Here is a 25,937-nt window from a genome sequence, read left to right as displayed (position 1 = left end):
TTGAGCCCTATCGGGTCTTGAAAAAGCCAGCAGGCAGATCGCCTTTCGGCACGCTGCCTTGCTGTGTTTGCCGGCCTGCCGAGCGTGCGCGTGATCGCGGCCGCCCTGGCTCGGCTTGGCCATCTTCAGGTTGCGGTCCTATGTACACCGCACGGGGCCGGATCAGGTGGTGCTGCTCGCGCTGCTCCAGTCCGTGCGCAATCCACCCTATCGAGCGACCGAGCGCAAACAGGCCGAACGCTGCACCCACCGGAAGCCTCAGATGCCTGCGCAGCGCCACCAGGGCGAAATCCACCGAGGGCTTCTGGCCCGTGAGGGTGATTCCGGCGTCGATCATGGCGGCCCAGGGAGAATGGCGCGGCAGGATCTGGGAGAGCAGATAGCTCGCCCGTGGATCGCCATCCGGATAGAGTGTGTGCCCGAAGCCGGGCAGATCGTCCCCTCTCGAGAGCCGCTCGCGCATCTTCCTGTCGACGTCACGCGTGCCGAGTTCATCCCATAACGCTTCTACGCGACCCGTAGTCGCACCATGTCGTCCGCCAGACAGCCCTGCCAGGCCGGCGATCACCACTGCCCGCAGACTGGCGTCCGTCGAGGCCACGCAGCGGCTGGTGAAGCTGGACGCATTGAGCTCGTGGTCGGCGCAGAGCACCAGCGCCATCCGGATCAGCTCGCCCCCCGCACGCCCCACGCCCCATGCCCGCGCACATTGCACGTGGATCGGGCTGGTGTCGGGACGGGTCCGCAGCAGGCATGCCGCCAGAATCCGCACCAGGTCGCCACAGCCCTGCGCCTGGCGCTCGACCGCCTTCTGCCAGATGGCGGTCGAGGCATCGTCGCTGGCCACGGCGAAAAGCGGCAGCAGGACTTCCTCCGCCCGTTGATCGCCGTAGTGCCGGAAGAGTGCTCGCAAGACTGCTGGAGAGGCGGCGCCGTGAGGACCAAAGGCAGTCCGCCTGTCGCATTGCCAGAGGCCGGCCGCCACCTCCTCCAGGCTGGCATGCTCAGCCAGGCTGAGTGCATCCACGCCGCGATAGAAGAGCCGTCCGCCATCGATCAAGGTGATGCTCGATTCGAGCACGGGAGCACCCCAGTTCAGCGCGGCCTTCGCCACTTCCTTGGGCTTGCGTCCGTGTGCGCGCTGTGCCGCGACGCGCTCGACGTCGGCGGCGAAATAGCGGCTCTCGCGCGCCGTGGCGCCGGGCTCCGCGTGCAGCAGGCCGCGGCTGACGTAGGCGTACAGCGTTTGCCGGGACACACCGAGCCGTGCAGCGGCTTCGGTCGAGTTGAGGTAGTTCGACATCGTGAGGGACGGGAATCGTTTGATTGGTTGATCAGGATAATCAACGTTGACAGCAAATTCAAACGATCCGATCTTTGTCACACCTGAACCAGTCGAGGCCAAAATGGAGAACGATCAAGTGACACAAGCTGCGTCGCAGCATCTGCGGGAATTCTGGACAGCCCTGGGAGGCGCTCCCGCGTTGGCCGCGACGTGCGGCTTTGGTGGAACCGGGGAGCTGGTGTCCGCATTCCGGGTAACCGACCTGGCCGCAGCGGCCATTGGCGCGGCCGCAACGGCGGCAGCCGAGTTGCTGCAGGCCTCGACCGGTCACTTGCCGGCGGTTCACGTCGACCGGCGCATGGCCTCGCTCTGGTTTGGCGCGTCGCTGCATCCGCTGGGATGGACGATGCCGCCGCTATGGGACGCGATCGCCGGCAATTATCGGGCGCGTGATCGCTGGATCCGCTTGCACACCAATGCGCCGCATCACCGCCAGGCCGCGCTGTCCGTGCTCGACTGCGCGGCGGATCAGGAATCGGTGCGGCAAGCGGTGGCAGGCTGGGACGCCGACACGCTGGAAGCGGCCATTGTCGCGCGCGGTGGTTGTGCTGCTGTGATGTATTCCCGCGAGGAATGGGCCGCGCACCCGCAAGGCAAGGCGGTCGCCGCCGAGCCCTTGCTGCATGTCGCGACCGGGGCCCGCGTCAGTACGCGCGCATGGGAGCCGTCGCGGGATCGGCCATTGCGTGGAATCCGCGTGCTCGATCTCACGCGCATTCTCGCCGGTCCTGTCGCCACCCGCTTCCTCGCCGGCCTGGGGGCCGAAGTGTTGCGCATCGATCCCTATGGGTGGGAAGAACCGAACACGGTGCCGGAAGTCGTCCTGGGAAAGCGCTGTGCGCGGCTGAATCTGAAAGACCCGGCCGACCTCGATACGCTGCGGCGATTGATGGGCCATGCCGATATCCTTGTCCACGGTTATCGTTCCGATGCGCTCGCCAAGCTCGGCCTGGACGCTGCGCAACGGCGCGAACTCAATCCCGCACTGATCGATGTCTCGCTCGATGCCTATGGCTGGTCCGGTGCATGGCAGTGCCGGCGCGGTTTCGACAGCCTCATCCAGATGAGCACCGGCATCGCCGAGGCCGGCATGCGAGTGATGGGCAGCGCTGCACCGGTCAATCTGCCGGTCCAGGCCATCGACCATGCGACGGGCTATCTGATGGCGGCCGCAGCGCTGCGGGGATTGACGCTGAGAATGACGCGAGGGGTGGGAATCGAAGTGCGCGCCTCGCTGGCGCGTACTGCAGCGGTCCTGCAATTGCGCACGGAGCCCATGCGCGAGGTGAGCGGGTTCGCGGCGGAAACGCCAGTTGATCGCTGCGCGCACGTCGAACCGACGTCGTGGGGACCGGCGGCGCGACTGCTGCCACCGGTGCAGATCGAGGGCGCGCCGCTGGCATGGCGTTATCCGGCGCGCGCACTGGGGGCGTATGAACCTGAATGGTTGCCTTCGAATGAACTGCTTTAAGCTTGAGTGAAACCCATGAATCTGGCGGAGGGGCAGATAAGCCGCCCCCCCCCGCAGGACAGCCGCATGCTCTTCGAAGATGGGTGATATCGACGCAACATCAGCCCGCGGATCGCTGCAGCTGCAATCAATCTACGGGAGCCTTGAATACAAAGCAGGTCGTGGTTGCATGGGCGTACAACCTGCCGCTCTCATCCTTGATGCTCGCTTCTGCTGTGGCCATTTGACTGCCCCGATGCAAGACCCTGGCAGCCGCGCGGAGCGGTCCGGTTTGTTGCGAAGCTGCCCGTACGATATTGACGCTCAGTTCTACCGTCGTATAGCTCTGCCCGGCCGGCAGCGTGGTTTGCACAGCACAACCCAGCGCAGAATCCAGGAGCGTGGCAAACCAGCCGCCATGCACCGTCCCCATCGGGTTGAAGTGGCGCAGCAGCGGGATGCCCTGGAATACGGCGCTACCCTCGTCAAGTTCCAACAGGGTCATGTTCATGGTCTCGTTCATCGGCGGCGACGGCAGCGCTCCGGACATCATCGCACTGAGGATTTCCATCCCGCTCTTGCCGGCGATCTGTTCCATTCGGGCCACGCCGAGCGCGCCGCCGCCGTCACGCTCGCGCTGGAGTGCGGCGGCCTGCTGATCTGTCCATACACTGGCTTGTTTTTCGGCGTCCATGTCTTCCTCTCTCGTGCTGATGGTCAGGGTTGGGATAGCGGGTTGAACGGAGACACTATTTTCATAGTCCCGGCAGGAAAATCACATTCCCGCTATTCGTAAGCTCGTTGATGCGCTTGGCCTTCAATGGTGCATAGCTTGGCGACGCATACATTTCGGCCGCAGCTTCTTGAGAAGGAAAGCGAATGAGGGCGGTGAAGTTGCCGCTGGATTGGCCTTCCTGCGCCACGGCATCCCCTGTGGCGGCAAGAAACGCTCCGCCAAACTTCTCCACCTCGGCCTTCATCAGGGAACCGTATTGCTCGAAATAGGTGGGGAAGTCCTTTACATCGAACTGCACGAGGACAAACATCGGCTGTGTCACTGGTATCTCCTATTGAATGCAGATGCGGCAATTCCCGCGATGTTGGGCAAGACCTATGCCGCGACTGGCGCCGGTGACGAGAACGGTGGAGTCAGCGATTTTCATGAATCAGACCTTTATGATGACCATCATATTTATAAGCAAAATGAGGCTGTCAGCGACAAAGAGGACAAACTCAACGGAGGGATGCGTCGTCAAGGTGAAGGCGACGGATCAAGACAAAACCGGATCGAACTGATTTATCAACTGCTTTCTGGCCAGCGCCAGCAACTCACGCCCTTGCTTGCCGCCCAAGGTCCGCGCCAATTGCAATGCCCCCATCATGGTTGAGGCCACTATTGCGCCGTTAGCCGGATCGCAGCCTGGCGGCAAGCATGAACGCACCAGCGCGATCAACTGGGCGACGAGCCGCTTGGCATCGCCGCGAGCCGCCTCATCCAGACGCGTCATTTCAGAAGACAAGGCGGCGATCACGCAACCCTGTTCGACTTTCTCCAGATGACTGTCATGCAGATAGCAATTCACCAGCGCTGCGAAACGACTTTCGCCCGCCGCCACCCGCCGCGCCATCGCGTTCATCAACGCCTGCGATGTGTCTTGCCAGGCATGTCTCATCGCTTCGCTCACCAAGGCGTTGCGCGATTCGAAATGCGCATAGAAACCGCCATGGGTGAGGCCAGCCTCCTTCATGATGTCCGCCACGCCGACACCATTGGCGCCCGCCCGCCTGATGGCGCGCGAGGCGACATCGACGATACGGTCGTGGCTGACTTGTTTGCGGGTAGGCTTGCTCTGCATGATGAGCATCATATTAGCGATGTCGTGCAGAAGACGTCAAGCGCACTTCATCCTATGCACGGAGCGCTAGTGGTTGGCCGCCGGCCAGCATTGGAACATGACGGTGATGGCATGCTGGGGTGCCCTCGCCCTCCGAAAGTGGGAGAAGTTTCCAGGGCAGATCAACCAAGCTTGCACGGCGCATGACCTGAAAACTCACCCATTGGCCTATTGGTCTTACCAATAAACTGGTAATATCCAACTTCCAAACGACAGGCGACCCCACGCCCTTGCGTGCCCTGGCTGCAGCACCTGCACCAGCCGCAAGCCGGCATCGGCGCCGATCCGAGACAACCCTTTCTTCAAGGAAACACGATGAAATTACTGCGTTACGGCCCGGTTGGGCAGGAAAAGCCCGGCATCCTGGATCAGGCTGGCAAGATTCGCGACCTGTCGGCGCATATCAAGGACGTCAACGGCGCCGTGCTGGACGATGCCTCGCTGGAAAAGATTCGCAAGCTCGACCTCAACACCCTGCCGGTGGTGGAAGGCAATCCCCGTATCGGCGCCTGTGTGGGCAATATCGGCAAGTTCATCTGCATCGGCCTGAACTACGCGGATCACGCCGCCGAATCCAACCTGCCCATCCCGGCCGAACCGGTGGTGTTCAACAAGTGGACCTCGGCCGTGGTCGGCCCCAATGACAACGTCAAGATCCCGCGCGGCTCCAAGAAGACCGACTGGGAAGTGGAACTGGGCGTGATCATCGGCAAGGGCGGCAGCTATATCGATGAGAAGGATGCGATGTCCCACGTGGCCGGCTATTGCGTGGTCAACGACGTCTCCGAGCGCGAATACCAGATCGAACGCGGTGGCACCTGGGACAAGGGCAAGGGCTGCGATACCTTCGGCCCCATCGGGCCCTGGCTGGTGACCCGCGATGAAGTGGCCGATCCGCAGAAGCTGGGCATGTGGCTGGAAGTGGATGGCAAGCGCTACCAGAACGGCAATACCAGCACCATGATCTTCAACGTGGCGCATATCGTGTCCTACCTGTCGCGCTTCATGAGCCTGCAGCCGGGCGATGTCATCTCCACCGGCACGCCGCCGGGCGTGGGCATGGGCGTCAAGCCGGAAGCGGTCTACCTGCGCGCTGGCCAGACCATTCGTCTGGGCATCGACGGTCTGGGCGAGCAAGAGCAGAAGACCATCGACGCATAAGGCATTGGCACAGGCGCAATGCCTGGCGCTGCCCCTGCGGCAGCGCTGCGTCACCCATCCGGAACAAGAACAAGAATGCGCAGGCCCACGCGGCCTGCGCCATCCAATGACCGAACCAGGGAAGGAGAGACAATGAATCACTACGATTTCCAGGGCCGTAGCGCCATCATCACCGGTGGTGCACAGGGCTTTGGCTATGCCGTGGCCGAGCGCCTGTTGCAGGGCAAGGCCAAGGTGGTGCTGTGGGACATGGACGAGAAGGCGCTGGCCGAGGCGCGCCGCAAGCTGGAATCACTGGGCAATGTGGAGACCGTCAAGGTCGATATTTCCAGCCAGGCCGAGGTGCAGCAAGCCATCGAGGCCACCGAGAAACTGACCCAGTCCATCGATATCCTGGTGCATAGCGCCGGTATTGCTGGACAGAATAATCCGGTGGCGGAGTATTCCCCGGAGGAATGGCGCCGCGTCATCGATATCGACCTCAATGGCGCGTTCTACGTCAACCAGGTAGTGGTGCAACGGATGATCGCGCAGAACTATGGACGCATCGTCAATATCGCGTCCATCGCCGGCAAGGAAGGCAATCCGACCGCCTCGGCCTACAGCGCGGCCAAGGCTGGCATGATTGCCTTGACCAAGAGCCTGGGCAAGGAAACCGCCACCAAGAACATTGCGGTGAACGCCATCACCCCGGCGGCGGCGCAGACCCGCATCCTGGAACAGTGCACCCAGGCGCATATCGACTACATGCTTTCGAAGATCCCGCGTGCGCGCTTCGTGAAGGTGGAGGAGCTGGCGGCCATGGTGGCCTGGCTGGTGTCGGAAGAAAATTCCTTTACCACGGCGTCGGTGTTCGATCTCTCCGGCGGTCGCGCGACCTACTGAGGCAATCGCTGCATCGAGCGCAAATGATATAAATCATTTGTGCAACTGCCGGATTGCTTCCGGAAAAAAATTGCCCGCCACACAGGCGGGTAATTTTTTTACCGAAGGCGGCTCAGCGCAAGGCCGGCAAGGGCGGCGTGATATCGACCGCGCTGCGGGGGGCGTAGGCGATCTGGTCCTGCCCCAGCAGCTTGAACTGGCTGACCACCTCGGACAGGCGCGCCGCCTGTTCCTGCATGGCTTCGGCGGCAGCGGCTGCTTCTTCGACCAGGGCGGCGTTCTGCTGGGTGGTCTGGTCCATGTCGGTGATGGCCAGGTTGACCTGGCTGATGCCATCGCTCTGCTCGCTGCTGGCGGCGCTGATTTCGGAGACGATGTCGGCGACCTGGCGCACGCTGGCCACCACTTCATCCATGGTGCTGCCGGCACGGGTGACCAGTTCGCTGCCGGAGCCCACCTTGGCCACGGAGTCGTCGATCAAGGCCTTGATTTCCTTGGCGGCCGAGGCCGAGCGCTGGGCCAGCGAGCGCACTTCCGAGGCCACCACCGCAAAGCCCCGGCCCTGCTCGCCGGCGCGGGCGGCTTCCACTGCGGCATTCAGGGCCAGAATGTTGGTCTGGAAGGCGATGCCGTCGATGACGCTGATGATGTCGACGATCTTGCGCGAGGACTCGTTGATCGAGCCCATGGTGGAAATGACCTGCGATACCACTTCCCCGCCCTGCTGCGCCACCGATGAGGCGGAGGCGGCAAGCTGGTTGGCCTGGCGCGCGTTATCGGCGTTCTGCGATACGGTGGAGGTCAGTTCTTCCATGGCCGAGGCGGTCTCTTCGAGCGCGCCGGCCTGGCGTTCGGTGCGCGCCGACAGGTCGAGGTTGCCGGTGGCGATTTCCTTGGAGGCGGTGGCAATCGCATCCGTGCCGCCGCGCACCTGGCCAACGATACGGGCGAGATTGCCGGTCATGGCGTGCAGGGCATGCATGAGCTTGCCGGTCTCATCGCCACGCGCAGCCAGGCGCTCGTCGATGCGATGGGTGAGGTCTCCGGCGGCCACGGCTTCAGCCACCTCCACCGCCTGTTCCAGCGGGCGGGTGATGCCCAGCGCCAGGGTGCGGGCAAACAACCAGCCCAGCACGACCTGCAAGAAGGCCAGGGCCAGCATGAGGTTGCGGCTCTCGCGGTAGACCGTCTGGATGTGGGCCGCGACCTGGTCGATATTGGCGCGTTGCAGCGTCAGCAATTGCTGCAGCAGGTCGAGATAGCCCTTGCCGGCCACATCGAAGGGACCGGCCAGGATCTGGGCGGCCTCCTCCGTGCGGCCCTCGGCCTTGGCCTTGGAGATGGCGTCGCGGTACTTGATGTAATCCTTGCGCACCTCGCCCAGCTTGGTGAAGACGGCCTTTTCCTGGTCCGACTCGATCAGCGCTTCGATGGCCTTCTGCTGCTCGGTCGACATGCGGCTGGCGGCGGCGGCATCGTCGGCGAAGAAGGCTGCCAGGCTGGGATCGGAACTCTTGGCAATGGCGGTGGTGCGGCGCACGCTGGTGTGGATGGTGCGGTACCAGTCCGAGACCAGCCGCTCCTTGGTCAGGGGTTCGTGCATCATTTCGTCGGTGGCGGCGGCGATGCCTTGCAGGCGCCAGATCGACAGGGCCACGACCACGCTGGCGGCGGCCAGGATGACGGCAAAACCCAGGGCCAGGCGGCGACCGATTTTCATGTTGGCGAAGTAGCGCATTTTTTTCTCTCTGGGCAAAAATACTGATCGGCGACGAGCGCAGGCTCCTCGGCTGCCCGCAGGCAACAGGGGGGCGTACGCTGAGTGTGCAAGCACATGTCAGGAACCGCGATCAGGGATTTCCTGAGCGCGGCGCCGTCAAGTCATCGGTTGACCGGTTGATCGGTTGGATAGATGGCCGTGCTTCATGTCAGACATCCCTCATTTCGTCGATGCGAAAAAAACTGCTGGTGTCAGAAGACAGCTTGAAGAAAAGGCGCCGTTGATTCCCGGTGGCCGGCGCCGATTCCTGCGGTGCGATATTGTTCCTACTTGCACCTTGGCAAGGCATTCGTATTTGTACTTACTGACGAGGCGTCAGTATTACGATACAGCGCATTATTACGCGCCCAACACCGCTTCAAAGAAGAAAAAAGGATGCCGAAGCATCCTTTCTAAATCGCATGGGCCGTGGTCAGGCATCCACAATCAGGGCGTCTGGGCATAGTCCTGGATGGTCTGGGTCGAGGGGAAATGCACGGTGAAGGTGCTGCCGTGGTCTGGCACGGAGGCGATTTCCAGCGTGGCATGGTGGCGCAGCAGCACATGGCGCACGATGGCCAGGCCCAGGCCGGTGCCCTGGGTTTCGCGGGAACGGCTCTTGTCGACGCGGTAGAAACGTTCGGTCAGGCGCGAGATATGCTCGGGGCTGATGCCAATGCCGGTATCTTGCACCGCAAAATGCGCGCCCTGCTCATCGCTCTGCCAGCGCAGGCTGATGCGGCCGCCCTCGGGCGTATAGCGCACGGCGTTGGTGACCAGGTTGGTGAAGGCGCTGCGCAATTCCTCGGCATTGCCCTTCAGGTCGGGACCGTCGATGGTCAGCACGATCTCGTGCTTGCCGGCCGACAAGGCGCGGCCTTCCTCGGCGATGCGCTCCAGCAGCGGGCGCACGCGCAGCACCTCGGTGCGCAGGGGATAGTCGATCGACTCCAGCCGCGTGAGGGTCAGCATGTCATCGATCAGGTTCTGCATGCGCTGGCCTTGTTCGGTCATCAACTTCAGGTGCGCCATGCGTGTGCCCTCTTCCAGATTGGGCTGGGCCAGGGCGATCTCCAGGAAACCATTGATCACCGTCAGCGGCGTGCGCAATTCATGGGAGGCATTGGCCACGAAGTCGCGGCGCATCATGTCGATACGCTCCGACTCGGTCACGTCATGGGTGACCAGGATCTGACGCCGGTTTTCGAAGGGGATGATCTGGATGATCAGCTTGCGCTCATGCAGCGTCATGGTCAGCGGCTGTTCGTAGCGACCGAGGATGATGTAGTCGATGAAGGCCGGATTGCGGATCAGGTTGGTCACGCGCATGCCCTTGTCGCGGTCCAGCTTCAGGCCCAGATGCTGCTGGGCGGCCGGATTGCACCATTCGAGGAAGAGCACATCGTCCATGATCACCACGCCATCGGGCAGCAGGCTCATGGCCTGGCGGAAGCGCGCCAGCCACTCGGCCAGTTCGGCCTGGTTCTTTTCGTCGTCGCGGCGCATGCGGTAGAGCCGCGCATAGACGTCGGTCCACGCGCCCCAGCCGTCGGGCAGGCGCGACTGGCCCGAATCATCCAGCCAGGTGGACAGGCGCAACAGGTAATGCAGATGGGTGATCATCATCGCGCCCACCCCCAGCACCGCTGTCACGAGGCCTGCGATGGGACCGAAAAAGAAACCGACGACTCCCGCACCGGCCAGGCAAAGCACCAGGCGCAATACAGCGGGAATCCAGAACAATAGTTGAGGACTCATTGATTTGGCAGTTAGATCTTGCAAGCGCCCGCGCGCCGAATTTGTAATTGTCGCGTGATTATGGCTGATGCGGGCGGCTTTGGCTTTGGCTTGGGTCGTGTTCGGGCTTATTTGGTGGAGAGCATGTAGCCCACGCTGCGCACCGTCTTGATGAGGTACTCGGCATCGCGCAGGGCCTTGCGCAGGCGCAGCACGTGGACATCCACGGTGCGCTCCTCGATCACCACATGGTCGCCCCAGACGCGGTCCAGCAGTTGGCTGCGGGAGAAGACGCGGTCAGGATGGGCCAGGAAGAACTTCAGGAGCTTGTATTCGGCGTGGCCGATATCGATGCGCGCGCCCGACAGGCTCACCGAGCAGCTGGCCGGATCGAGCGTGATGGGGCCGGCCGACATCACTTCCTGCGCGTGCTCGGGGCTCTTGCGGCGCAGCAGCGCCTTGATGCGCGCGGTCAGTTCGCGCGGCGAGAAGGGCTTGGTGATGTAGTCGTCGGCGCCATTGTCGAGGCCGGCGATCTTGTCTTCTTCCATGCTCTTGGCGGTGAGCATGATGACCGAGAGCTGCTGCAGCTGGCGGTCGGCGCGGATGCGCGAGAGCAGGTGCAGGCCGCTGCGGTCCGGCAACATCCAGTCCAGCAGCACCAATTGCGGCGCGCGATGCTGGACGAAGTCCCAGGCCGCCGCCGCATTGGAGACGACGAAGCTGGACCAGCCTGCCTCCTTGAGCGTGAAGGCAATCAGTTCGGCAATGGAGGGTTCGTCTTCGACGATGAGGATAGTGGTCATGGGTATAGGGCTTATAGCAGTATCGCGGGTCTCCCCTCCGCAATCCGGTAGCGGCAGCATTCCCCTGCTGCCCCCACCGGCGCCGTCGTGCTCAGTCTTCTTCCTGGACCGCCTTGGCCGAGCCGAAGTCGGTATGACGGATATCCTTGCCGCCGACCACGTAGACGACGTATTCGGCGATGTTCTTGGCATGGTCGCCGATACGCTCGATGGCCTTGGCCACCCACAGGGTATCGATGGAGCCGGAGATGGTGCGCGGATCTTCCATCATGAAGGTGATGAGGCTGCGGGTGATGGAACGGAAGCCATGGTCGATGCGTTCATCGGCCTTGATCAGTTCCAGCGCCTGCTGGTCATCCAGGCGGGCAAAGGCATCCAGGGCGCTGCGCAGCTGGTCCATGGCCTGTTCGGCGATCAGGCTCACGGTTTCGTAATGCGAGATCAGGCCGATGCCACGCTTGTGCAGGTGGACCGCAGTCCGCGCGATCTTGGTCGCCTCATCGCCCACGCGTTCCAGGTCGGTGATGATCTTGATGGTCGCCATGACGGTACGCAGGTCATTGGCGGTAGGCTGGCGGCGCACGATCAGGTGGCTGCAGGCGTCATCGAGTTCGACTTCCAGGCGATTGACCGCCTCATCGTCCTTCATGACGCGGTTGGCCACTTCGAGGTTACCGCTACGGAAAGCCGCAATCGCGTCCTGGAACTGGTGTTCCACCATGCCGCCCATGGCAAGCACCTTGGAGCGGATCTGCTCCAGATCCTGGTCATACTGTTTGGAGGAATGATCGCCGGTCATATGACGTCCCTAAAAAGAATTTCTAAAAAAATATGTGCCCTGACTACTCTGTGGAATCGTCGTATCGGCGTAGCGAGCGCTTCGAGTTCGCGTCGAGAAGCGCAGCCGTACAGGCGTACGGCGAGCATCGCAGACGCGAAATCGGAGCGCGCAGTAGCCGAGACGACGGTTCGATCAGCCAAAGCGGCCGGTGATGTAGTCTTGGGTTTCTTTGCGCACCGGATTCATGAAGATCTGGTCCGTCTCGCCAAACTCCACCAGTTCGCCCAGGTACATATAAGCGGTGTAATCCGAGCAGCGCGCCGCCTGCTGCATGTTGTGGGTCACGATGGCGATGGTGTAGTCGTTCTTCAACTCACCGATCAGCTCTTCCACCTTGGCCGTCGAGATCGGGTCCAGCGCCGAGGTCGGTTCATCCAGCAGCAGCACTTCCGGCTTGACCGCCACACCGCGTGCGATACACAGACGCTGTTGCTGACCGCCAGAGAGCGACAGGCCGCTCTTGTGCAGCTTGTCCTTGACTTCACCCCACAAGGCCGCCTTGTTGAGCGCCCATTCGACGCGCTCGTCCATTTCGCCCTTGGGCAGGTTTTCATACAGGCGGATACCGAAGGCGATGTTGTCGTACACCGACATCGGGAACGGCGTCGGTTTCTGGAACACCATGCCGACCTTGGCGCGGAGCATGTTGAGGTCCTGGCCGGGTTCGAGGATGTTGTTGCCGGCGTAGATGATCTTGCCCTCGGCGCGCTGGCCGGGGTAGAGGTCATACATGCGGTTGAAGGTGCGCAGCAGCGTGGACTTGCCACAGCCCGAGGGACCGATGAAGGCGGTCACCTTGCCTTCGTAGATGTTCAGGTTGATGTTCTTGAGCCCCTGGAATCCGCCGTAGTAGAAATTGAGTTGCGAGACTTCCAGCGTGGCCTTCTGGGGTGCAGCGGCGTTGGCGGGTGCGGTCGAAGCGTGGCTTGCCATTTGATGAGCAGTAGTCATGTCGGTCACTTGGAGAATTAGCCGGGGATTTGTTGCTTGAACAGGGTGCGCGAGAGCACGTTGAGCAGCAGCACGCTGAAAGTGATCAGCAAGGCGCCGCCCCATGCCAGCGAGACCCAGTTGTCATACGGGCTCATGGCGAACTGGTTGATCACCACCGGCAGGTTGGCGATCGGACGGTTCATGTTGGTGCTGAAGAACTGGTTGTTCAGGGCGGTGAAGAGCAGCGGTGCGGTCTCGCCCGAGATACGCGCCACGGCCAGCAGCACACCGGTCACCACGCCCGCCTTGACGGCGCGCAGGCGCACGATGATGGCCACCTTCCAGCGCGGAGCGCCCAGGGCGAAGGCCGCTTCGCGCAGGCCGCTGGGGACCAGCTTCAACATGTTGTCGGTGGTGCGCACGACCACGGGAATGGCGATCAGCGAGATGGCGAAGGTGCCGGCCCAGCCCGAGAAGTGGCCGACGTTGGCGACATAGATCGCGTAGATGAACAGGCCGATGACGATCGACGGCGCCGACAGCATGATGTCGGTGACGAAGCGGGTCACCTGGGCCAGCTTGCTTTCCTCGCCATATTCCGCCAGGTAGACGCCGGCCAGGATGCCGATGGGGGTGCTGATGAGGGTACTGATACCGACCATCATCAGCGAGCCGACGATGGGGTTCAACAGGCCGCCGCCGGCGTCACCCGGACCCGGGGTGTTTTCGGTGAGCAGGCCCAGGTTCAGCGCAGCCACCCCCTTGAACACCAGGGTCAACAGGATCCAGGCCAGCACGAACAGGCCCAGGCCCATGGCCAGGAAGGAGAACAGCATGCCCATGCGATGCTGCATGAGGCGCTTGCGGTAGACGGGGTTCATGGCTTGCGCCTGATCGGCGTGTTGTACGCCGGCTTGTACGGTCTGGCTCATTATTTGGCTCCTTCCTTGCGGGTCATGCCCATCAACATGATCTTGGCGGCGGACAGGACGATGAAGGTGATGACGAACAGGATCAGGCCCAGCGCAAACAGCGAGGACACGTGCAGCTTGCTGGAGGCTTCGGCGATTTCATTGGCCAGGGTGGAGGCAATCGAATTGCCGGCCGAGAACAGCGACCAGGACAGACGGTGCGAGTTGCCGATCACGAAGGTGACCGCCATGGTTTCACCCAGCGCGCGACCCAGGCCCAGCATGACGCCGCCGACCACACCGGTCTTGGTATAGGGCAGCACCACCTTGCGCACCACTTCCCAGCGGGTGCAGCCCAGGCCATAGGCCGATTCCTTCAGGACTGCCGGCACCACTTCGAACACGTCGCGCATGACCGAGGAGATGAAGGGGATGATCATCACCGACAGGATCAGGCCGGCGGTCAGGATGCCGATACCCATGGTCGGGCCCGAGAACAGCACGCCGATGCCAGGGATCTGGCCCAGCGTGGCCTTCAGGAAGGGCTGGCCGTATTCGGAGAACAGCGGCGCGAACACGAACAGGCCCCACATGCCGTAGATGATGGAAGGCACGCCGGCCAGCAGTTCCACGCAGGTACCGAGCGGGCGACGCAGCTTGGCGGGACAGATCTCGGTGAGGAACAGGGCGATGCCGAAACTGACCGGAAAGGCGATCAGCAAGGCGATGATCGAGGTCGACAGCGTGCCGACGATGGCGATCATGGCGCCGAATTCGTTATTGGTCGGATCCCATTCGACGCGAGTGATGAAGCCTGGGCCGAAGGCCTGGAAGGCCGGGGCGGCGCCGATGATGAGGGAAACGATGATCCCGCCCAGCATCAGCAGCACGGACAGGGCGAAGATCAGGGTGATCTTGTGGAAAAAGAAATCCTGCAAGCGCTGGCGGCGCATGACGGCCATCAACTTCTCGCGCGCGACCTGTGCGCTTTCCGTATCTGTCGTGGATTTTTTGACTTCGGTGTTCGACATTGCCGTGGTGGAATAATTAGCGCTCATTTGAATTCACCATTAAAACGGGCCATCGCCGCGAATGCTCTGATCTCCAGAGTTGCTCGTTTTCGCTGCGATGACCCGAATGCTCCGTGGGGAGAGGCTTGCTTGGCCGGGCCCCGCGAGCCCGGCGCGGTTGGGCACTACTGGATTACCAGATGGCCTTGCCGCTGCTGTCCTTCACGTTGCTCTTCCAGGAATCTTCCACCAGCTTGGTGACCGAGTCCGGCAGCGGCACGTAGTCCAGGTCAGCGGCGACCTTGCCACCGTTCTTGTAGGCCCAGTCGAAGAACTTCAGGACTTCCTTGCCCTTGGCGCCATCGCCAGCCTGTTCCTTGTGCAGCAGGATGAAGGTGGCGCTGGAGATCGGCCAGGATTCCTTGCCGGCAGCGTCGGTGAAGTCAACAGCGAAACCCGGGGTCTTGGCCCAGTCGCCGTGGGCGGTCGCGGCCTTGAAGGAGGAATCGTCCGGGGAGACGAAGTTGCCGTCCTTGTTCTTGAGCTGGGTGTAGTTCAGCTTGTTCTTCTTGACATAGGCGTACTCGACGTAGCCGATGGCGCCCTTGACCTTCTGCACGTTGGCGGCAACGCCTTCGTTACCCTTGCCACCCACGCCGGTGGGCCACTTCACTGCAGTACCGGCGCCGATCTTGCTCTTGAAGTCGGCGTTGGCCTTGGACAGGTAGGAGGTGAAGACGTAGGAAGTGCCCGAAGCGTCCGAACGGTAGACCACGGTGATGTCTTCGTTAGGCAGCTTCACGCCCGGGTTCAGGGCGGTGATTTCGGGAGCATTCCACTTGGTGATCTTGCCGGCGTAGATGTCGCCCAGCACTTGGCCCGACAGCTTGATCTGACCCGGGGTCACGCCATCCAGGTTGACCACGGGGACCACGCCACCCACCACGGCGGGGAATTGGGTCAGGCCGGCTTCAGCCAGTTCATTTTGCGGCAGCGGTGCATCGGAAGCGCCGAAGTCGACGGTCTTGGCCTTGATCTGCTTGATACCACCACCGGAACCGATGGACTGGTAGTTCAGGCTGTTACCGGTAGCGGCCTTGTACAGCTCAGCCCACTTGGCGTAGACCGGGTACGGGAAGGAGGCGCCAGCGCCGGTGATTTCTGCTGCATGAGCGGCACCGCTGAAAGCGAAAGCGCCGGCCACTGCGACTGCAACAGATTTGATCAGTTGGTTAAACCCCATTTCAACTACTCCTATGATTTTGAGAGAGGACGTCAGCAAGAAACATCACGGTGGGAGGGATGACTTCTGAGACAGGGCGAACTTTAACCAGCTAATGTGACGAGTTTATGACCCAAACTTGTCATCTTCGGGCAGGTCATAATTTCCTGCAGGAAAGTATTCCGAGCACCATCAAGCAGCTCGGAAAGGGGCGCAGGCTGGGGCTGGAGGGGCTTTCCTGACAGTTCTGTTGCAGCGTTGGTCAGTCAGCTGACGGGGACAGGGATCTTGCATTCATTGCATCGAAAATATGATATTTTCTGCTGAGAAAAAATGACAAAGCGTCATAATACTTGTCATAAACTCGTCATACCTCCTCAATACACTGCCCGCTCAAACTGGATGGACAGGGACTCTTGATGACCAGAAAAGTAAAACCGGAAAGCAGTACCCAACCTGATCTTCCCGTTAATACGATCTACCTTAACCGCGAACTCTCGCAGCTTGCCTTCAACCGCCGGGTGCTGGCCCAGGCCGAGGACGACAGCGTGCCGCTGTTGGAGCGCCTGCGGTATCTGTGCATCTGCAGCAGCAACCTGGACGAATTCTTCGAAGTGCGCATCGCCAGCCTGCTGGCCAACCGCATCGAGGGCGAGAACATCGACCCGCCCGAGCTGCGCGCGGCGCTCGAGCGCACCAGCGCCGAATGCCACCGTATCGTGGCGCGCCAGTACGAACTGCTCAACGAGGAAATCCTGCCGCAGCTGGCCGCCAACGGCATCCACCTGTTGCGTCATGATGACCGCAACGACGCCCAGCGCGCCTGGGTGAAACAGTATTTCGAACAGCATGTGCGGCCGCTGTTGACGCCCATCGGGCTGGACCCGGCCCACCCTTTCCCGCAGGTCCATAACAAGAGTCTCAATTTCATCATCGAGCTCTCGGGCAAGGACGCCTTCGGACGCGGCACCGGCATCGTCATCATCAAGGCCCCGCGCGTGCTGCCGCGAGTGATCAAGCTGCCGGACCATCTCTCGGCCAAGGGGCAGTCGTCGTTCTGCCTGCTCTCCTCGGTCATCCACGCGCATATCGCCGACCTGTTCCCGGGGCGCGACATCACCGCCTATTCGCAATTCCGCGTCACCCGCAACAGCGACCTGTGGGTCGATGAAGAAGAGGTCAAGAACCTGCGCCAGGCGCTGGAGACCGAATTGCAGAGCCGCCAGTTCGGCGTGGCCGTGCGCCTGGAAGTGGCGGCCAATTGCCCGGAACACCTGGCGCAGTTGCTGCTGAACCAGTTCAATATCGAACGCAACCGTCTCTACGCCGTGCAAGGCCCGGTGAACATGGTGCGCCTGGGCGAGATCGTCAACCTGGTCAACCAGCCGGAGCTGCGCTTCCCGCCCTTCTCGCCCACGCTGCCGCCGCAACTGGCCAGCGAGAACATCTTCGCTGCGCTGGACAAGAAGGACGTGCTGCTGCACCACCCCTTCCAGTCCTTCCAGCCGGTGGTCGACTTCATCCGCACCGCGGCCCACGATCCGGGCGTGCTGGCCATCAAGCAGACCATCTACCGTACCGGCATGAATTCGGACCTGATGGAGGCGTTGATCTACGCGGCCCAGCACGGCAAGGAAGTGACGGTGATCGTGGAACTGATGGCGCGCTTCGATGAAGAGGCCAATATCAACTGGGCGGTCAAGCTGGAGCAGGCGGGCGCCCAGGTGGTCTATGGCGTGGTGGGGCTGAAGACCCACGCCAAGCTGGCGCTGGTGATCCGCCGTGATGAAGACCAGGGCCTGCGCTTCTACGCCCACCTGGGCACCGGCAACTACCACCCCAACACCACCAAGTTCTATACCGACTTTGGGCTCTTGACCTCCAACCAGGAGCTCACCGCCGAAGTCAACGAGGTCTTCATTCACCTCACCAGCCTGACCAAGCCGCGCAACCTGACCCATCTGTGGCTGGCGCCGTTCTCCTTGCAGAAGGAGATCATCCGCGCCATCCGCAACGAAGGACAGATCGCCCGCGAGGGACGGCCGGCGCGCATCATCGCCAAGATGAATGCGCTGCTGGACGAGTCGGTGATCCGGGCCCTCTATGCCGCCTCGGCCGATGGCGTGAAGATCGACCTGATCGTGCGCGGCGCCTGCGCCCTGCGTCCGGGCGTGCCGGGCCTGTCCGAGAACATCAAGGTGCGCTCCATCATCGGTCGCTACCTGGAACACTCGCGCATCTATTATTTCCGCAACGACCTGGCGCATGATGTCTACCTGGCCAGCGCCGACTGGATGAACCGCAACCTGTTCCGCCGCATCGAAGTGGCTTTCCCGGTGCTGGACAAGAGCCTGAAGAAACGCGTCATTTCCGAAGGTCTCAATCCCTACCTGAAAGACAATACGCATTCCTGGCACCTGGACATCAACGGCGTCTATACGCAAAAGAAGCCACGCAGCAGGCAGCAGACCTTCAACGCCCAGCAATACCTGATGAACACGCTGGGCATCCCGGCTACGCCGCCGGAAGAGTGAACGATGGACCGGCGGCGCCATGGCGGCTTACCTGAGGAGTTGAGATGGACCTGATTCTATGGCGGCATGCCGAAGCCGAACTGGGCGAACCTGACGAGGGACGCGCCCTCACCCCCAAGGGACACAAGCAGGCCGCCAAGATGGCGGAATGGCTGGACCGCAACCTGCCGGAAAGTTGCCGCATCCTGGTCAGCCCGGCCACCCGCACCTTGCAGACGGTGGAAGCCTTGAAGCGCAAGTACAAGGTGGTGGCCGACCTGGCCCCCAACATGAGCGCCGAGGATCTGCTGCGCGCAGCCAACTGGCCCGAAAGTCGCGAACCGGTGCTCATCGTGGGCCACCAGCCCACGCTGGGCCTGGTCGCCTCGCAACTGATCGGCGGCCAGCCGCAGGAATGGTCGCTGCGCAAGGCCAATGTCTGGTGGATCGCCCAGCGTGATCGTGGTGACGTGACCACCAATTACCTCAAGGCCGTGATCGCGCCCGAGCTGCTGGCCACCAGCGGCAAGCATCACCCGCGCTGAGCGGGACGCTGCTTCCCCACCCTCCCGGCACAAACAAAACCGCCGCGACCGGCATGGCTGGTCGCGGCGGTTTTCATTTTTATCTTATTGATTTCTTATTTTTTTATTTTTCTTATTTTTCTTATTTGTTTCCGGGCGGACTGATGTTCATCCGCCGCGCAATCTCAGGACACTCAGGACACTCAGGAAAATCGGAGCAATCAGAAGGTTTCCCAATCTCCCTCATCCCCGGCCGGAACGCCACGGCCGGCCGGCTTGGCAGCCGCCGGCGCCGCTGGCAGCGCCGGGCGCTTCACTGCGGGGGCAACCTTGGCCACGGGCGCGGCGGGTGCAGTGGGTGTGGCAGGCGCCGCTGGCGCTGCCGATGCCGGCTTCATCGCAGGCTTGGCGGCCGGCTTGACCGTCGCCCTGGACGCGGCAGCCGCAGGCGGCTTTACCGTCGGCCCGGCGCCGTTGACGCGGAAGATCGCCACTTCCTGCATCAGCGCCTGGGCCTGCTGCTCAAGCGACTTGGCCGCGGCGCTGGCCTGCTCCACCAGTGCAGCGTTCTGCTGGGTGGCTTCATCCATCTGCGTCACTGCGTGCGAGACCTGGTCGATGCCGGCGCTCTGTTCGTTGGAGGCGGCCGAGATCTCGCTCATGATGTCGGTCACGCGCTGCACGGCGTTGATGACGTCGCTCATGGTGTCACCGGCCTGCCCCACCAGCTCCGAACCGGCCTGGACGCGGTCGACCGAGTGCATGATCAGTTCCTTGATTTCCTTGGCGGCGCTGGAAGAACGCTGCGCCAACGCGCGCACTTCGGTGGCGACGACGGCAAAGCCGCGCCCCTGCTCGCCTGCGCGCGCGGCTTCCACCGCTGCGTTCAAGGCCAGGATATTGGTCTGGAAAGCGATGCCATCGATGATGCTGACGATGTCGGTGATCTTGGCCGAACTGGCGCGGATCTCTTCCATGGTCTGCACTACCCGGCCGACCACGGCATTGCCATCGGCGGCGATGGTGGAGGCGTTGACGGCCAGCGTGGTGGCCTGGCGGGCGTTGTCGGCGTTGTGCTTGACGGTGCTGGTCAGCTCTTCCATGCTCGATGCGGTCTCTTCCAGCGAGGCCGCCTGCTGTTCGGTGCGCGAGGACAGGTCCAGGTTGCCCGAGGCAATCTCGCGGGTGGCGGTGGAAATGGCGTCGCTGCCGCTGCGCACCGCCTGCACGGTGCGGGAGAGGCTTTCCTGCATGCGCTTGAGGCCTTCCAGCAGCTGTCCCATCTCATTGCGGGAATGGACGTGGACCGCCTCGGTCAGGTCACCCGAAGCAATGGCGTCGAAATGGCGCAGGGCGCGCTGCATCGGTTCGCCGATGGCGCGGCGCAGCGACCACCAGCTGTAGAAGGCCAGCAGCAGGCCGGCCACGATGGCGACAATGGAGAAGTTGCGCGAGGCTTCGTAGCGGGCCATGGATGCGCCTGCACTCTGGGCCGCCTGCTCGGTCTCATATTTGCTCAAGGCCTGGCCATCCAGTTGCATGGCGGTATAGATGGTGCCGACCTTGCGCGCCTGGTCGGCGATGGCCTGGCGGTCGCCTGCCTTGATCACCTCGGCGAAGCGGGTCAGTTCCTGTTCGGTCTTGTCGATGCCGTCGGAGACTTTCTTGACCAGCACGCGCCCTTCTTCCGTCTGGGGCAGCGCAGTGTACTTGCCCCACCACTGCAGGGCTTCCTTGCGCGCATTGGCGTCCATGCCATACATGCGTTCGGCCCAGGCGGGATCATTGGTGAGCGCGGCCTGATCCAGCGAGGTACGCTGGCGGCCGATCCAGATCAGCGTGTTGTCGGCCGCCACCGTCTTGGGCAGGCGCTCCTGGGACAGCTGGGCGTTGATGCTGACGGCGGCCGACATGCCGAGCAGGCCCGAGGCGCCAATGGCCACCAGCAGGGCGGCGAGCACAAGGATGGCAATGGCCAGTTGCGCCTTGATCGATAGGTTCTTGATGGACATGGATGGATTCCGGTGGATGAAGAGGATGTGCCATAGGGCTCTCCCAGGGCGCATGTCTTGGCGCACGCTCGTCATCCGAGGCTCTCTGTGTTGCCCAGCCCCCGACGCGATGCTCTTCCCCTGGCCGCGCAGACTGTCGCCCTTCCTCCCCTTTTCCGGAATGATGCGACCCGTCTGCTGCAATTGGTATAGCTTAACGGCAACTTGCAGATTATCTTAAATTCTCACCGTTTGTGCTTGCCGGTCAGCAAGATAACAAAACGCCACCGTCCTGGGGACGGTGGCGTTGCTTGCCGATCTCTGTCTCTGGCGAGCTGGCGGTCACATCAACGCCAGCCGGCCCAATCAGAATTCCTCGAACTCATCATCCCGCGTCAGCGCCGCAGGCTTGCGCTTGGCCGGTGCGGCCGCAGGCAGGCTGGCCACCGGACGGGTCGCGGTAACCGCCGCTGGCGTATTGACGGTGCGCAGGGGCGCAGGCGGCGCCGGCACGGGCGGCGGCGTCGGGATGCTGCCCTGCGCTTGCGCGGTCTTCAGACGGAATACCGCCACCGCCCGCGCCAGCACATCGGCCTGCTCTTGCAGGCTCTCGGCGGCGGCGGCAGCCTGTTCGACCAGGGCGGCGTTCTGCTGGGTGATCTCGTCGATCTGGGTGATGGCGTGATTGACTTCGGCAATGCCGGCGCTCTGCTCCTGGCTGGCGGCGGTGATCTCGCCCATGATGTCGGCCACGTGCTTGACCGAAGTGACGATTTCACTCATGGTCGCACCGGCTTCATCGACCAGCTTGCCCCCGGCATCGACCTTCTCCACCGAATCGCTGATGAGGCCCTTGATTTCCTTGGCGGCAGCCGCGCTGCGCTGTGCCAGGGCGCGCACTTCCGAGGCGACCACGGCAAAGCCGCGCCCCTGCTCGCCGGCGCGTGCCGCTTCCACCGCTGCGTTCAACGCCAGGATATTGGTCTGGAAGGCAATGCCATCGATCACACCGATGATGTCGACGATCTTGCTGGAGCTTTCCTTGATCGAACCCATGGTGGCGACCACATCGCCCACCACGCGTCCACCCTTGGTGGCGTAGTCCGAGGCTGAGACCACCAGCTGGTTGGCCTGGCGCGCATTCTCGGCGTTCTGCTGCACGGTGGAGGTCAGCTGCTCCATGGAGCTGGCGGTTTCTTCCAGGCTGGAGGCCTGCGATTCGGTGCGGTTGGACAGGTCCACGTTGCCGCGTGCAATCTCGTGCGAGGCCACGGCGATGACTGCGGCGCTCTCCTTGACCTCGTTGAGGGTCGCGGCCAGATTGGTCTGCATGGCCTCCAGGGCGTTGACCATGGTGGCGGCTTCATCACGACCGTGATCGTGGAAGTCTTGCGTGAGGTCGCCGCGCGAAATCGTCTCAGCGATATTGCCGGCGCGCTTCAAGGGCCCGACGATGGAACGCGTGATGACGAAGGTGAAGAAGAAGCCCAGACCCAGCGTCAGCACGCCCATGAGCAGCATGCCGATCTGCGCCTTGCGGTAGCTGTCCTTGGCCTCGGCATGGGCGGCTTTCATGTCTTCTTGCTGGAACGCCGCCAAGGCACCGACGCTGGCCATCCACTTGTCATGGGCCGGCAGGAAATCGCTCTTGAGCAGTTGGGCGGCATCGAAGTAGTTGTTGCTGGCGACCTGCTGGCGGATCGTCTCGACGATCGGGAAGAGTTGCTTGCTCTGGCCACTGGCGGCGGTGAGCAATTCCTTGCCCCGCCCAGCCGGTGACAGCTCGGTGATCTGCTTTTCAAAGCCGGCATAGGCTTGCAGGATCTTGCTCAGGTGCGCATCCTCGGCCTTGCCTTCAGCGGCGTCGGTGGGCGTGACCACCTTGCGCAGGGCCAGCGCCAGTTGGCTGCCGGCTTCGCGCATGTTCAGGGCGGCCGTCATGGCGGCCACTTTCTCGTCGATCACATATTCGCTGGCCGCTTCCAGCTCGGCCATGCGCCACAGGCCGATGAGGAGGATGGCCGTGGCCAGCAGGAGGATGAGGCAAAAACCGAAGGCCAGGCGGCTGCCGATCTTCAAACGTTGGATCATGGGTGTGCTCTTCCGTATCGCTACGCGTCTGGTGTGTGTGCTTGTTGTGCCGGCTGGTCGTGCCGGCCGGTGCGTCTCTTTTTGTTTCCCTGTGGCAGTGATTCAGCATGATTCATGCCCGCTGCGCGCCGCTCGCCCCCAAGCCCTCTCAGCAGTCCCGCAGCAAAGGCAAGCACCCTGCACAGGATCCCCATCCGATGCGGGCCACAGGCGCTTCTCCGACTTGTCTATTGTTGTTCTGGTCCAGCTTGCCGGCGCAGGGTACTTGCAGTCGTCTGCCTTGCCGGAGCCGCAATCGGATGCTCAGCGCAAGCGGGCGTGGCGCATATTAGAAGAGCGGAGCGCGGGCGAGCCAATGCTTTGTGGGCATGCACTCATGTTTGTTTTGCATACTTAAGAAAATGACCACGCCCCGTTTCGGGGCGTGTCGATGACCTGCTGCACCACCAGGGAAAACACCCCGGCGGACAGGCCGGGGGGAGCATCGCCAACGTCGCGCCACACTCACCAGCGCGGTGCATCAGGGCATCAGGCGGGCGCCAGCCTCAGTGCAGCAGAGCGGGGGGCAACAGGCGGCAAGCCATCGGGTGCGCCGCCGGCGGCGCCCTCGGTCTTGAAGACGCCAACCTCATCCCACAGCATCTCGGCCTGCTGCTGCAGGCTTTCGGCGGCCGCGGCGGCCTCTTCCACCAGCGCGGCGTTCTGCTGGGTGATGGCTTCCATCTGGGTGATGGCGTCGTTGACCTGGCCGATGCCGGTGCTCTGCTCCTGGCTGGCCTGGGTGATCTCGCTCATGATGCCGGCCACCTGGCGGACCGAATTGACGATCTCGCCCATGGTCATGCCGGCCTCATCGACCAGGCGGCCACCGGCGTCGACCTTGTCGACCGAATCACTGATGAGCTCCTTGATTTCCTTGGCCGCACTGGCGCTGCGCTGGGCCAGCGAGCGCACCTCCGAGGCGACCACCGCGAAACCGCGCCCCTGCTCGCCGGCACGGGCCGCTTCCACGGCGGCGTTCAGGGCCAGGATGTTGGTCTGGAAGGCGATGCCATCGATGACGCTGATGATATCGACGATGCGCCGCGAACTGGTCTTGATCTCGTCCATGGTCTGCACCACGTTGCTGACCACCTCGCCGCCACGCTCGGCCAGGCGCGACGCCGAGCCTGCCAGCTGGTCGGCCTGACGGGCGTTCTCGGCATTGTTCTGCACCGTCGAGGTCAGCTCTTCCATGGCGCTGGCGGTCTCTTCGAGGCTGGACGCCTGCGATTCGGTACGGCGCGACAGATCGGCGTTGCCGGTAGCGATCTCGCGCGAGGCGTGCTGGATCACTTCGATACTGGTGCGCACGCGGCCCACGATCCCGCCCAGGCTGGCCGTCATGGCGTTGAGCGAACCCAGCAGCTGGGCCGATTCGTCGCGGCCTTGCGCCACGCTGCGCGCGGTGAGGTCGTAGTCAGCCACGCGACCGGCCATGGCCACCGAAGCAAGGATGGGCTGGGTCACCGAGCGGGTGATCATCACGCCCAGCCAGGCCACCAGCAAGGCCAGCGCGAAGATGGCGCCCAGCACCGTGAGCTGTTCGCGGCGCAGGGCGGCGTTCTGCGTATCCAGCTGGCCGGCCAGCACTTCCGTGACTTCGCCGATGGCCTTGAACTGTTCATCGATGGCCAGGGTGAATTGTTTGAAGTAGGCGTCCGGCGGGAAGCTCAGCTCCTGCGGCAGCAGCACCTGTTCACGCGTGAGTTTCATGACCTCGTTGCCCAGGCGATCGGCCTTCTCGAAGGTGCTGCCCAGCTTGACGCCGATCTCGGCATTGGCGGCCACGCCCTTGGCGAAGGACTTGCGCGCCGAACTGAGACGCTCCTGCGCGCGTTCGAGCATGGCCACCAGTTCCAGCCGCTCTTCCAGCTTCAGTTCCTTCTTGAGCAAGAGGCTGGCGCCACGGGCGCGCGCCCGGCCCAGGTCTTCGGTCAGCGCCGGCATGGCGATGAAGGCGGCATTGATGAGCTGGGTGCTGTCGAAGTCGGGATCGATGGTGTAGTGGTAGTAGTCCAGCAGGCGCTCGTTGAGATCGAACAGCGCCGCGATCGCCGCGCTATGGGCGGCAAAGCTCTCGGGCGGTGTGATCGAGCGGCTCGCTACGGCGTCGCGCACCTTGGTCCAGGCGGCCAGCTGATTCTTGAACAGCACCGGGATGCGGGTGTCGTCACGCCCGACTTCTTCCAGCGCCCCTGCCAGCGCCGCCAACGCCTGGTCGACCTCGGCAGCCTTGGCCTGGCGCGGGCCGGCCATGTCGGCCGCGCCATTGAGCATGACGGCCGACATGCCGCGATGCTGCTGCATGAGCTGCACGCTGCGCAGCAATCGGCGCACCGGTTCGACGCCGGCGATTTCCTGCTGTTTGAAGCGGATGACCCGCTCGGTGCTGTTGAAGTACAAGGTCGTCGGCACGCCGAACAACACCAGGCCCAATAGTCCCAGCAAGGCAAACTTTTGCCACAGTTTCAGATTGGCCAACAATTGCCCCATGATGATTCCCCCTTATGGTTGTTACTGTCTCTGCCGACGTTGATGGCAACGCCCCCCCCCGGCGCGCATTCACAACTATAGGTGCTGTGATCAGTGCTGCTTTTGAGGTTTAGCAAAATCCATTCCATTACTTCGCCACCGACCCGGCGGCAGTGGCGACGGATGCGGATGATGCCATGGGCGCGTCCCGCCCAACGGGGAAACTGGAGATGGTATGACCTCTGTCAGTAAAGGTCAGTAAAGCTCAGGAAAGCTCAAGCATCGCCGGGAAAGATGCGCAGGATCAGCAAAGGCCCTCCCGGCAACGGGAAGGCCTTCATCGATGCGC

At 62.7% G+C, this 25,937-nt stretch carries 20 protein-coding genes; 5 read left to right on the top strand and 15 right to left on the bottom strand.

What is annotated here, in order from left to right:
• Positions 1-7 precede the first annotated feature (7 nt).
• Positions 8-1,303, bottom strand: coding sequence for a citrate synthase family protein (locus tag ACP92_RS06350; protein ID WP_013233290.1), 1,296 nt, complete (start codon positions 1,301-1,303; stop codon positions 8-10).
• 103 nt (positions 1,304-1,406) lie between these two features.
• Between ACP92_RS06350 and ACP92_RS06345 the strand changes: the two genes are divergently transcribed.
• Positions 1,407-2,816 (top strand): CoA transferase, encoded by a 1,410-nt coding sequence (locus ACP92_RS06345; protein WP_013233289.1) that lies wholly within the window; start codon positions 1,407-1,409, stop codon positions 2,814-2,816.
• Positions 2,817-2,943: 127 nt separating this feature from the next.
• On the opposite strand, the gene ACP92_RS06340 is transcribed toward ACP92_RS06345, so the two are convergent.
• From ACP92_RS06340 to ACP92_RS06330, 3 genes are all read right to left on the bottom strand, one after another.
• Positions 2,944-3,489: a PaaI family thioesterase gene (locus tag ACP92_RS06340; RefSeq protein WP_013233288.1), complete on the bottom strand. Its 546-nt coding sequence runs from the start codon at positions 3,487-3,489 to the stop codon at positions 2,944-2,946.
• Between the two features lie 61 nt (positions 3,490-3,550).
• Positions 3,551-3,853, bottom strand: coding sequence for a DUF1330 domain-containing protein (locus ACP92_RS06335; protein ID WP_013233287.1), 303 nt, complete (start codon positions 3,851-3,853; stop codon positions 3,551-3,553).
• 213 nt (positions 3,854-4,066) lie between these two features.
• Complete coding sequence (locus ACP92_RS06330; RefSeq protein WP_013233286.1) at positions 4,067-4,663, bottom strand: TetR/AcrR family transcriptional regulator; 597 nt, start codon at positions 4,661-4,663, stop codon at positions 4,067-4,069.
• 342 nt (positions 4,664-5,005) lie between these two features.
• Between ACP92_RS06330 and ACP92_RS06325 the strand changes: the two genes are divergently transcribed.
• Both ACP92_RS06325 and ACP92_RS06320 read left to right on the top strand, forming a co-directional pair.
• Positions 5,006-5,851, top strand: a complete 846-nt coding sequence (locus tag ACP92_RS06325; protein WP_013233285.1) for an ureidoglycolate lyase — start codon at positions 5,006-5,008, stop codon at positions 5,849-5,851.
• Between the two features lie 132 nt (positions 5,852-5,983).
• Positions 5,984-6,736 carry an SDR family NAD(P)-dependent oxidoreductase gene (locus ACP92_RS06320; RefSeq protein ID WP_013233284.1) on the top strand — a complete coding sequence of 251 codons (753 nt, stop codon included), beginning with the start codon at positions 5,984-5,986 and terminating at the stop codon, positions 6,734-6,736.
• Positions 6,737-6,848: 112 nt separating this feature from the next.
• Here ACP92_RS06320 and ACP92_RS06315 read toward each other — a convergent pair whose 3' ends face one another.
• The 8 genes from ACP92_RS06315 to pstS all read right to left on the bottom strand — a co-directional run bounded on the left by ACP92_RS06315 (position 6,849) and on the right by pstS (position 15,976).
• Positions 6,849-8,474, bottom strand: coding sequence for a methyl-accepting chemotaxis protein (locus ACP92_RS06315; RefSeq protein WP_013233283.1), 1,626 nt, complete (start codon positions 8,472-8,474; stop codon positions 6,849-6,851).
• Positions 8,475-8,942: 468 nt separating this feature from the next.
• Positions 8,943-10,253: a phosphate regulon sensor histidine kinase PhoR gene (phoR, locus tag ACP92_RS06310; protein WP_013233282.1), complete on the bottom strand. Its 1,311-nt coding sequence runs from the start codon at positions 10,251-10,253 to the stop codon at positions 8,943-8,945.
• A gap of 107 nt (positions 10,254-10,360) precedes the next feature.
• Entirely contained in the window at positions 10,361-11,038 is a 678-nt protein-coding gene (locus tag ACP92_RS06305) for a response regulator (protein ID WP_006464987.1), read from the bottom strand.
• 91 nt (positions 11,039-11,129) lie between these two features.
• The gene (phoU, locus tag ACP92_RS06300) at positions 11,130-11,837 is read right to left on the bottom strand and encodes a phosphate signaling complex protein PhoU (RefSeq protein ID WP_013233280.1); all 708 of its coding nucleotides are present in this window, start codon (positions 11,835-11,837) and stop codon (positions 11,130-11,132) included.
• Between the two features lie 174 nt (positions 11,838-12,011).
• Complete coding sequence (gene pstB / locus ACP92_RS06295; protein ID WP_041310339.1) at positions 12,012-12,812, bottom strand: phosphate ABC transporter ATP-binding protein PstB; 801 nt, start codon at positions 12,810-12,812, stop codon at positions 12,012-12,014.
• A gap of 35 nt (positions 12,813-12,847) precedes the next feature.
• On the bottom strand, positions 12,848-13,744 hold the full coding sequence (pstA, locus tag ACP92_RS06290) for a phosphate ABC transporter permease PstA (protein WP_013233278.1): 897 nt from the start codon (positions 13,742-13,744) through the stop codon (positions 12,848-12,850).
• Positions 13,744-14,754, bottom strand: coding sequence for a phosphate ABC transporter permease subunit PstC (gene pstC, locus ACP92_RS06285; RefSeq protein WP_041310337.1), 1,011 nt, complete (start codon positions 14,752-14,754; stop codon positions 13,744-13,746). Before pstC ends, pstA begins: the two co-directional genes overlap by 1 nt.
• Positions 14,755-14,926: 172 nt before the next feature.
• Positions 14,927-15,976 carry a phosphate ABC transporter substrate-binding protein PstS gene (gene pstS / locus ACP92_RS06280; RefSeq protein ID WP_013233277.1) on the bottom strand — a complete coding sequence of 350 codons (1,050 nt, stop codon included), beginning with the start codon at positions 15,974-15,976 and terminating at the stop codon, positions 14,927-14,929.
• 398 nt (positions 15,977-16,374) lie between these two features.
• Here pstS and ppk1 point away from each other — a divergent pair, with 398 nt between their 5' ends.
• Positions 16,375-18,489 carry a polyphosphate kinase 1 gene (gene ppk1, locus ACP92_RS06275; RefSeq protein WP_013233276.1) on the top strand — a complete coding sequence of 705 codons (2,115 nt, stop codon included), beginning with the start codon at positions 16,375-16,377 and terminating at the stop codon, positions 18,487-18,489.
• Between the two features lie 44 nt (positions 18,490-18,533).
• Positions 18,534-19,013, top strand: a complete 480-nt coding sequence (locus ACP92_RS06270) for a SixA phosphatase family protein (RefSeq protein WP_013233275.1) — start codon at positions 18,534-18,536, stop codon at positions 19,011-19,013.
• A 200-nt stretch (positions 19,014-19,213) separates the two neighbouring features.
• On the opposite strand, the gene ACP92_RS06265 is transcribed toward ACP92_RS06270, so the two are convergent.
• From ACP92_RS06265 to ACP92_RS06255, 3 genes are all read right to left on the bottom strand, one after another.
• A complete protein-coding gene (locus ACP92_RS06265; protein ID WP_013233274.1) occupies positions 19,214-21,004 on the bottom strand; it encodes a methyl-accepting chemotaxis protein in 1,791 nt (596 codons plus the stop codon).
• A gap of 345 nt (positions 21,005-21,349) precedes the next feature.
• A complete protein-coding gene (locus ACP92_RS06260; RefSeq protein ID WP_013233273.1) occupies positions 21,350-23,074 on the bottom strand; it encodes a methyl-accepting chemotaxis protein in 1,725 nt (574 codons plus the stop codon).
• 528 nt (positions 23,075-23,602) lie between these two features.
• Complete coding sequence (locus tag ACP92_RS06255; protein ID WP_013233272.1) at positions 23,603-25,609, bottom strand: methyl-accepting chemotaxis protein; 2,007 nt, start codon at positions 25,607-25,609, stop codon at positions 23,603-23,605.
• Between the last annotated feature and the right edge of the window lie 328 nt (positions 25,610-25,937).

Source organism: Herbaspirillum seropedicae, from assembly GCF_001040945.1.
In the GTDB taxonomy this organism is placed as follows: domain Bacteria; phylum Pseudomonadota; class Gammaproteobacteria; order Burkholderiales; family Burkholderiaceae_D; genus Herbaspirillum; species Herbaspirillum seropedicae.
The sequence above is the reverse complement of the archived record's forward strand: the minus strand, read 5'-3'. Positions and strand labels throughout refer to the sequence as shown.